6 protein-coding genes are annotated in these 9,212 nt (G+C 67.6%); 5 read left to right on the top strand and 1 reads right to left on the bottom strand.

Translation table 11 applies throughout. From position 1 onward, the window contains the following. The 5 genes from GX414_04865 to GX414_04845 all read left to right on the top strand — a co-directional run. On the top strand, positions 1-214 hold a 214-nt coding region (locus GX414_04865), incomplete at its 5' end, for a hypothetical protein (GenBank protein NLI46419.1). Between the two features lie 41 nt (positions 215-255). Continuing rightward, complete coding sequence (locus tag GX414_04860; protein ID NLI46418.1) at positions 256-2,133, top strand: bifunctional homocysteine S-methyltransferase/methylenetetrahydrofolate reductase; 1,878 nt, start codon at positions 256-258, stop codon at positions 2,131-2,133. Next, on the top strand, positions 2,130-5,462 hold the full coding sequence (locus GX414_04855) for a dihydropteroate synthase (GenBank protein NLI46417.1): 3,333 nt from the start codon (positions 2,130-2,132) through the stop codon (positions 5,460-5,462). The genes GX414_04860 and GX414_04855 overlap by 4 nt, the downstream gene beginning before the upstream one ends. A 19-nt stretch (positions 5,463-5,481) precedes the next feature. Next, entirely contained in the window at positions 5,482-6,135 is a 654-nt protein-coding gene (locus GX414_04850) for a hypothetical protein (GenBank protein NLI46416.1), read from the top strand. Positions 6,136-6,151: 16 nt separating this feature from the next. Continuing rightward, the gene (locus GX414_04845; GenBank protein ID NLI46415.1) at positions 6,152-7,069 is read left to right on the top strand and encodes a RimK family alpha-L-glutamate ligase; all 918 of its coding nucleotides are present in this window, start codon (positions 6,152-6,154) and stop codon (positions 7,067-7,069) included. Positions 7,070-7,135: 66 nt separating this feature from the next. Here GX414_04845 and GX414_04840 read toward each other — a convergent pair. Further along, the coding region (locus GX414_04840; protein ID NLI46414.1) for a hypothetical protein at positions 7,136-9,212 on the bottom strand (2,077 nt) is incomplete at its 5' end.

The raw sequence follows: 9,212 nt of genomic DNA, 5'->3' as shown, positions 1-9,212 counted from the left end.
GGGCTACCTATCGCTGTACGGTGTGATCGGGTCCAGCATCGCCGGCGTGCTGGGCGCCAACCTCTATGTCCGGTTTGTCGACCGTATGAACCAGCCGCGGCTGCTATGGCTCATTTTCGCCGGGATCGGCGCCGCCACGGTCGCCGGGTTGCTGCTGTACCACAAATTTCTGAATCCCCACCGGAAGGCGGCGGACGGTGACCCGACCGCCTGAGCCGCGCCCCGGCGCCGGAGCTGTTCGCAAGGAGTACGCCGATGCCCGCTGACAACTTCCTCCGCTTCCTCCAGAAGGAGCACCTCGCCTTCATGGACGGTGCGATGGGCACCTATCTCTTTCAGCAGGGCGTGCCCATGGACTCCTGCATCGAGGCCCTCAACCTGAGCCAGCCGGCCCTCGTGCTGGGCGTGCATCGGGAGTACATGGCCGCCGGGGCCGAAATGCTCATGACGAACACGTTCGGCGCCGGCGCCGTCCGGCTGCAGCGCTTCGGCCTGGATGACCGTCTCGAGGAGATCAACGCCGCGGGCGTCCGCCTGGCCCGCGAGGCCGCCGGGCGCCAGGGTTACGTGGCCGGTTCTCTGGGGCCGCTGGGCGCGCTCATCGAGCCCCTGGGCAAACTGGGCGTCGACGAAGTGGAAGCGTTCTATCAGCGACAGGTCCGCTGTTTGGTTGAGGCGGGCGTCGATCTGCTGATACTGGAAACCATGAGCCAGCCGGCGGAGGCGGCGGCGGCGGTGCGGGCCGTCCGGCACCTCACTGATCTGCCCCTGCTGGTGTCGTTCGCCGTGGGCGACAACGGCCTGACCCGGTACCAGACGCCGCTGGAGCGCTGTCTCGCCGAGCTGCCGCTGGACCAGGTGGATGGCGTGGGCCTGAACTGCATCGTCGGACCGTACGCCATGCTCAACCTGGTGGAGCGTGCCCGCACCCTGGTGGATCGTCCCTTCCTGGTGATGCCCAACGCGGGGCGGCCCCGGCAGCTCGACGGCCGGACCTTCTATGTCTCGACGCCCGACGATTTCCGGCGCGCGGCGCCGCGCTTTCTCGACCTGGGCGTGACCCTTCTGGGCGGCTGCTGCGGCACCACGCCCGACCATATCCGGGCTCTGTGCGAGAGCGTGCGGGCCGAGCGCGCCCGACGCAAGTGGACACAGGTGGTGCGGAACCGCGGCGACGCCGGTTCCGTCGGGACCGCGGCCGAACCGCCCGCAGCGCCGCAGAAGGCGGAGGGCCGGGCGCCGTCGCGCCTGTCTCAGCAGCTGGCCGCCGGCCGGCGGGTCAGTCTGGCCGAACTGGTACCGGGCAAGGGGGCGGGGAGCGGGAAAGCTCAGGGACGCGCCCGGGCGCTTCAGGAGATGGGCGTCGACGCCATCAACATCCCCGACGGTCCCCGCGCCACGGCCCGGATGTCGCCGCTGGCCCTGTCGGTGTTGATCCAGCAGCAGGTGGGCGTCGAGGCGATCCTGCATTACGCCTGCCGCGACCGGAATATCCTGGGCATCCAGGCCGATCTGCTGGGCGCCTGGGCGCTGGGCATCCGCAACCTGCTGCTGATCACCGGCGACCCGCCGGTGGTGGGCGACCTGCCGCGGGCCACCGGCGTCTTCGACCTGGACGCGATCGGCCTGGTCAATCTGGTGCACAGCCTCAACGAGGGCCGGGACGTGGGCGGCAACGCCCTGGATGAAGCTACCGACTTTTTCATCGGCGTTGGAGCCAACCCGTTCGCCGACCCGCTGGATCGGGAGTTGGCGCGCCTGCGCTGGAAGGTTCTGGCCGGCGCCGATTTCATCATCACCCAGCCGGTGTTTGACGTGGAGCCGTTCCTGGCGTTCATGGCGCACGCGGCCGAATTCGGACTGCCGGTGCTGGCCGGCGTCTGGCCGCTGGTTTCGTTGCGCAACGCGGAGTTCATCAGCTCGGAAATCCCGGGGATACATGTACCGCGGCGGATTCTGGAGGAACTGGGCCGGTATCCGGATCCGGCCGACCAGCAGAAGGCCGGCCTGGCCATGACTGCAGATATCGTACGCCGACTGATGGCCGTCGCGGAAGTGCGCGGCGTCCAGTTTTCCATCCCGTTGGGCCGGTATCAGGTCCTCGGTGATTTGGTCGCGGAGGTCCGGCAATGAGGCGACCACGCACCGAGCTGCTCACCACCCTGCGGGCCGAAGGGCTTCTCTTCGACGGGGCCATGGGCACCCTGCTCGACGCCCGCCGCGGGCGGCTGCCCGCCTTTGACTGCCCGGAGCGGCTGGTGCTGGAGGCACCCGAGGCGATCCGGGAGATCCACCGCGATTACCTGGCGGCCGGCGCCGATGTCGTCACCACGTGCACCTTCGGCGGCACCCCGCATAAGCTCGGCCTGCACAACCTGGAGTCTCAGGCGCGGGCTGTCAATCTGGCAGCGGCGAAGCTGGCGGGCGAAGTCGCGGCAGCCTTCCCGGGCGCGCTGGTGGCGGGATCCATGGGGCCGACGGGGCTGCTCTCCATCGAGCGGCGGACCGACTTTCAGGATTTCTACCGGAATTTCCACGTTCAGGCGGCGGCGCTGCTGGCGGGCGGTGTGGACCTGCTGTTGCTGGAGACCTGCAACGACATGATGGAAACGCGGGCCGGCATCCTGGCCAGCCGTGACGCCATGGCGCAGGCCGGCCGTGACGCCCTGCTCGTGGTCAGCTTTTCCACCGACGCGTTGGGCAACCTGCTCCTGGGGACGCAACTGGCGGCCGCCGCCCTGGTGGCCGACCATCTCGGCGTGGACATGATCGGACTGAACTGTTCCATGGGACCGGACGAGATGTACCGTCTGGCCGGCGAGCTGCACCGGCAGGTGGCGGCGCCGTTGCTGGCGATGCCCAACCGGGGGCTGCCTCGCAACGTCGGTGGACGACCGGTGTTCGATCTGCCGGCGGAGGAGTTTGCCCGTAAAACCGCCGCGTTCCGCGGGCTGGGATTCCGCTCGCTGGGCGGCTGCTGCGGTACGGACCCCGACTGCATCCGTGCCCTCCGCGCGGAGATGACCGCCGCGCCGCTGATGCCGGAACCACCGCGGGAGCGGGTGCCGGCGCTTACCGGCCTGTTCGAGGCGATGGTGCTGGCCACCACGCCGCGCCCCATCCTGGTGGGCGAGCGGCTCAACTACCACGGCAGCCGGAAGTTCCGGAACGCCGTGGACGCCAACGACATGGAAACGGTCGTGCAACTGGCCCGGATGCAGGTGGAGCGCGGCGCGCGGGTGCTGGACCTGAACCTGGCCACCCGCGACGTCCAGCGGCAGATGGAGCTGATCCGGCAGGTGATCCCGCAGGTGAGTCTCAATGCCCCCCGGCCGCTGATGGTGGACAGCACCGACCTCGACGCCATGCGTGAGGCGTGCCGACGGATGCAGGGGCGTGGGGTGCTCAATTCGTGCAATCTCGAAGACATCGAGAAGTGCCGCGAGATCCTGGCCCTGGCCCGCCGCCACGGCATGATGGTGGTCTGCCTGCCCATGGCGGGTGAAGGGTTGCCCCGTCAGCCGGAGGAACGGCTGCAGAACGCCCGGCGGCTGTGCGAGCTGGCGGAGGCGGCGGGGCTGTCCCACCAGGACCTGATCCTCGATCCGCTGATCCTGACGCTGGGGACCGGCCAGCCCGAGGACCGCGACAACGGGCGGCAGGCTCTGGAGACCCTACGGCTCTTCAAGGCGGAGCTGCCCGGCTGCTTCACCGTGATGGGCGTCAGCAACGTGTCGTACGGCTTGCCGGCGGCGTTTCGGCCGGTGCTGAACAACGTGTTGCTGCACCATGCGGGCGCGCTCGGCCTTGACTTCGCCATCTTCAATCCAATGGAGCTGATGCACCGCACCGAGATTCCCGCCGACCGCTGGGATCTGGCCGAGGACCTGCTGTTGAACCGGCGGCCGGACGCCTTGCAACGGGTCCTGGAAATCGGCCACGAGCCGCTCCTCACCGAGAAGGTTCCGGATGCCAACGGGGACGCGCTGACCCTGCCGGAACGGCTGCGCCGCCAGATCGTCCGGCGGGACCGGCACGACTTCCTGCCGCGGCTGGAGGAGGCCGCGCGCCAGACGGCGCCTCAGACGCTCATCGAGACGGTCTTCCTGCCGGCCATGGCGGAAGTGGGCCGGCTGATGGAATCGCGGGGCTTGCCGCTGCCGTATGTGCTGGAATCGGCGGCCATCACTCAGGAAGGACTGAAACACCTGAAGCGGCATTTCCCCTTTCAGGACGCGGCGGGGCGTGGGCGGATCGTCCTGGCCACGGTGAAGGGTGACGTGCACGATATCGGCAAGAACCTCGTGCGCATGCTCATGGCGCACAACGGGTTCGACGTGGCCGACCTGGGCACCGACGTGGCCGCTGAGCGCATTCTCACCGCTGTCCGGGAGGGGTTGGCCGACATGGTGGGGCTGTCCGCCCTGCTGGTCTCCACGTCGCGGGAGATGCGGCGGGTGGTGGAGCTGCTCCACCGGGACGGCCTGGATGTGCCGGTGCTGGTGGGTGGCGCCGCGGTGAGCGATGCGTACGCCCGGGAGTTGGGCCGGCTGGACGGTGAGGTGTATGCCGGCGGTGTGTTCTACGGCCGGGATGCCTTTCATGGGCTGCGTCTGGCCGAGGAACTGACCGATCCGACGCGGCGCCGCGACCGCCAGAGACGATTCGTGGAAGAATGCCGGTCAACTGCAACCATAGCAACGCAGGCGGCGCCGCCGCCTGCTGAAGTCGCGCCGGTTCCGGTTATGCCGCGACTCGACCCCGCCGTGCGCGTCTTTTGCGTGGACGTCGCGCGGATGATCCGCGATTTCGATTTTGAAAAACAGTGCGGCCGCAAACTCATGGCCGGAGCCCGGATGGAGAAGGGATTCTATGAGAATCTCCTGCGGACGGGTGAAAAGCTGTTGCGGGAGCTCGGCCATTCCTCAATGGTTGCGCCCATGGCCGCTCTCGGCTTCTTCGAGCTGGCACAGGCCGGCGACGGCAGATTGATGATTGTCCACGGCGGACGCCGGCTGCCCCTGAGCCTGGCGCCGGCCTGCTGGGCGCGCCTGATCCGGTCCGGCGGCAGACCGGTATTGCCGCTGCTCGTGGTGTCACTCGGCGGAACGGTCAGCGAGACCGTGCGCCAGAGCTTCGACGGCGGCGATTATCTGCAGGGCTACATCCTGTCCACGATCGCCGCCGAGCTGGCCGACGAGCTGGCGGAGGTGGCCACGGTCGCCATACTGGCCGAACTCGACCTCCCGCGGGCGGGCGTGGTGCGGTACAGCCCCGGCTATCCGGTCTGGCCGGCCCTGCAGGACCAGCGCATCCTGTTCGACCTGCTGGGCGCGGAGGCTCACCTCGGGGTGACTCTCAGCGAGGCGTTCCAGATGATCCCCGAGTATTCGGTATCGGCCGGATTGCTGCGCCGCGAGAAAGAGGCGGGCGAAGTGTCACCCGGCAAGACCGGGCACTGAGCCACGTGTGGGAGGCACCATGTATCTGCGTTACCTGATCGGCTGGGCGGTCATCGCCGCATTGGCGGTCGCCGTGCCGGCCGAGGAGAAGCAACCATTTCCGGCGCCGGCGCCGCAGGCGTGCCCAGCCTGGCTGGAGTCGCAGGGGGTGACGATTGGCGCCATCCCTTACGCGGGCGAGAAACGGATCCGCGAGCTGTTCGATTCCAAGGAGCTTGTTCAGCTCGGCATTGTCCCGGTGCTGGTGGCGGTCCACAACGGCGCCGACCACCCGGTGGTCATCGCGGCGGCCGGTATCGCAGTGGTGGACCGGGAGGGCCGGATGATCCGGGCGCTGCCATGGGAAGGTGTCGCCATGGCGCTGCTCCAGCCGGACGGCCAGGTGGGGGCTCCGCCCAGCACCGGCATCCCTCCCGTGGACATCATCCGGATGGCCGGTCAGGGAAAGAAGGCGAAATTGATTCAGGCCATGAAGGATAAGGCACTGGGCACGCCCACAATTGCACCGGGCGAGACGGCCCACGGGCTGGTGTTCTTCAAGCTGGGAACCGGTTTGGGCGTCTTCGATGGGGCCAACCTGTATCTCGCCGAAATTTACAACGCCGACACCCGTGAGGAGATGGTCTATTTCGAGTTTCCGTTGAAACTGCCGCCGGATCCGCCCAGAAAGTGACCGTTGAGGAGGCGTCATGCGACTGGCCATTCTGAGCACGACCTTGAGCGAGGAGGCATTTCTCCCGTGTATGGTGGCATTCAGCCAACGGGCCGATGCGCGGGGACACGCGTGCACCCTGGTGCGGCACGGGGAACTGGGGCTCGGGGTGGGCGGCCGCGTCGGCCGTTTGCTCTGGGGACCGGGCGCACGGGAACTGTTGGAGGCTGAGTTGGTCATCCCGCGACTGAACCTGCGCACCCTGACCCGCGGCGACTGCTATATCCTGGAGCTGCTTGAAGCGGAGGGGGTGGATTTTCTGAATCCCATCGCCGCCATCCAGGCGGCCCGAAGCAAGATCACCGCGCTGCAGCTCCTGGACACCGCCGGTCTGCCGATCCCTGCCACCTTGGTAGCGCGCACGCAGGACGGCTTGGCCGAGGCCTTCCGGCTGCTCGGCGGCGGGCCATGTGTCGTCAAGCCCAACATGGGTTCCCAGGGACGCGACGTGGCGTTGGTGCAGGGGGTGGATGAGCTCGAGGCGGTGTTCCGGTCGCGCTGGGCCAAGGACCGGCACGAAATCCTCCTGGTTCAGGAATACATCGCCCCCGCGGCGGGCCCGGCCTGGGATATGCGGGTGGTGGTCCTGCTCGGGCAGGTGGTTGGCGCCATGCGGCGCGAGGCCGTGGGGGAGGATTTCCGGACCAATTATTCGCTGGGCGCGACCATCACGGCGGTGGAGCCATCCGCCGGTGTCGTGGAGTTGGCCCGGGGCGCCGCCGCTGCGCTGGAGCTGGATCTGGCCGGTGTGGATATCATCGAAGGGGCCGACGGTCCGCGGGTCCTGGAAGTCAACGCCAACCCCGGTTGGGAAGGGATCTCCGCGGCCATGGCTGCCACCGGTCGGGACTTCCATGCGCGCTTTCTGGAAATCCTCGAAACACTCCAGCGGTGATCCGCCACCTGGCTGGTTGTCCGAGTCGGCGTCGTCACCGGCCCCCGGCGCGGCCGGTGTCGGCCGTCAGGGGATCGCGTCCGGCTCCACAACCAGGTGATACCCGCCCGAGGTGAACCAGCCCAGATCGAACAGGCTGACGCCCACCGCGTAGACGCCGGCCTGGAGTTCGATTTCCACGTATTCCACCCCGGGCACGCCGTAGGCGGAATCGCCCACGATCACCCACTCTGAATCGAATACGTAGAGATCCACGTCGCAGTATCGGTGGTCTGGGTACAAGGCGAACAGATACCAGCCGTCGTGGGGAGCGGTGAACACGAACAGATCTTCGATCTCGTCGATAAACCCGTCGCCGAGGTCGACGAGGAAGTAGCCGGAATCGGCGGGACTCAGCTGGCCGCGCACCTCGAGGGGATAATCATCGATCGGCTCGGCGTAGTCGGGCCAGCCGTTGTCGGCGTCGTCGGCCTCTTCCTGGACCGGGAAGAATTTCTGGGCGGGGACGGCGGCGAAGAACTCCTCGTTGACCGTATTGAAGATCTCGTACGCGAACATGCCGCGGTCGGCGGTGCCGGCCAGATAGCCGCTGGTGCGCGGCCACGGCCCCTGGGGCATCCACTCGCTGAGCAGCCCGAGACCCCGTTCGCCTGCATCCAAGGTCGTTTCGATGCCGTAGTCCAGACTGCCCGTCGGGCTGTAGACATCCACCGTGACGTCATTGGCACCGTCCAGGCTGAGAATCGCCAATCCGGTCAGATAATTGACACCGCCCGCCATCCCCTGGGCCAGGTGGGAATGGATAGTATAATGGGTGGGCTGGCCGAGCAGGGGGAGACTGGCTTGGGAAAACTGGAAATCCGGATCGCCGAACGTCATGGTCCCGAGCAGGGGGCGGTCGGCGGTCACGCGGACCCATCCGTCAGCGCTGGCCGCCTTGTTGAAACCGAAGACGTCGGGCGTGATGTCCAGTCGCGTGTTGAACCATCCGCCCATCTGGACCTGAACGGCATTGCCCACCGGTTGTCCGGCTGAGTCGAACAGCGCCACGGTGGCTGTGGCGGCATCGTCGTTGGGATTGACCAGGTCCAGCCGGGAGGCGTAGTCGGTCTGCGACCAGACGAAGAACGGAGAGACCTGCTCGCCCCGCGATTCCCACAGGAACCGTGCCGGCTGCCCCGCCAGCGAACCGGCGGTGTTGAAATTCATGGCGAAACCCGTGACAGGCTCCGTAGCATCCACGAGGACGTAGGCGCTGCCGGATCCCGTGAGGGTGAACACTGCCGCGCCGTTGGGGTCGATGAGCGCGTCCGCCGTTTCCTCGGTGCCGTCCTCATAGTAGATGTATAGGGCGATGCCGGCATCGGCGGGATTGGGATTGACGACGGTCACCTCGGTAAACTCGTTCACCTCGCCGGTGTACCTGGAGAACAGGAGCGTGGTCCCCGTCTCTGACGAGGCCACGGCACCGTCCATGGAATCGAGGATGCCCCCGAAGAAGCTCTGCGCGAGGAAGAACCCCTGGATTCCGTACGGGTCGGGGTTGTCAGTCTCCACCAGCACCCAGCCGTCGGCGGTGCCGCCGTCGAAGGCGAACATCGGGCCGATCAGGGAGACATACTGGGCGTACGGCTCCAGCGTGACGTAACGGGGATTCTCGGAAGGCGGCACCACCGGCAGCGGCCGGCCGTCCATGCCGACGGCCGTGATTCGCAGGCGGCAGGCGTCGGGTGAGTTGCTCACCACCGCCAGGCCCAGCGTGAAGTATTCGTTGTGGGCGAGCCACGGGTAGATGAGCCGGTTCCGGACCGGGAACGGATCCGCGGCGGGTCGGGCGAAGGTGAGGGCGGTGTCACTCAGGGCGTCGGCCGAGACCAGCTGGTACATAGCCAGCGAGCGGCCGCTGGGCACCGTGCCGCCGGCGTAGGCGGTGAAATCGGTCGCCGCTTCCTGCCCGCCGGTGGCGAACACGCCGGCCGTGTAACCCACCAGGACGGTCGTCTCGGGCATTGCTCCATACTCGATGCGGAACTCGCCAGAAGTGTACAGTCGGGTGGTGAACGTGGCGGATCCGCCGGTGGCCTTGACGCGGACCTGGTCGAAGATGAAGTCCAGCTCTCCGGCTGCCGCGGAGAGGGACACG

The sequence above is a fragment of the Acidobacteriota bacterium genome, assembly GCA_012517875.1.
GTDB lineage: Bacteria > Acidobacteriota > JAAYUB01 > JAAYUB01 > JAAYUB01 > JAAYUB01.
This window is presented reverse-complemented; position numbering and strand designations above follow the sequence as displayed.

Excerpts from the sequence above, each read along its gene's own strand:
- GX414_04855 (NLI46417.1), top strand. The coding sequence starts at position 2,130 with ATGAGGCGACCACGCACCGAGCTGCTCACCACCCTGCGGGCCGAAGGG.
- GX414_04845 (NLI46415.1), top strand. The coding sequence starts at position 6,152 with ATGCGACTGGCCATTCTGAGCACGACCTTGAGCGAGGAGGCATTTCTC.
- GX414_04860 (NLI46418.1), top strand. The coding sequence starts at position 256 with ATGCCCGCTGACAACTTCCTCCGCTTCCTCCAGAAGGAGCACCTCGCC.
- GX414_04850 (NLI46416.1), top strand. The coding sequence starts at position 5,482 with ATGTATCTGCGTTACCTGATCGGCTGGGCGGTCATCGCCGCATTGGCG.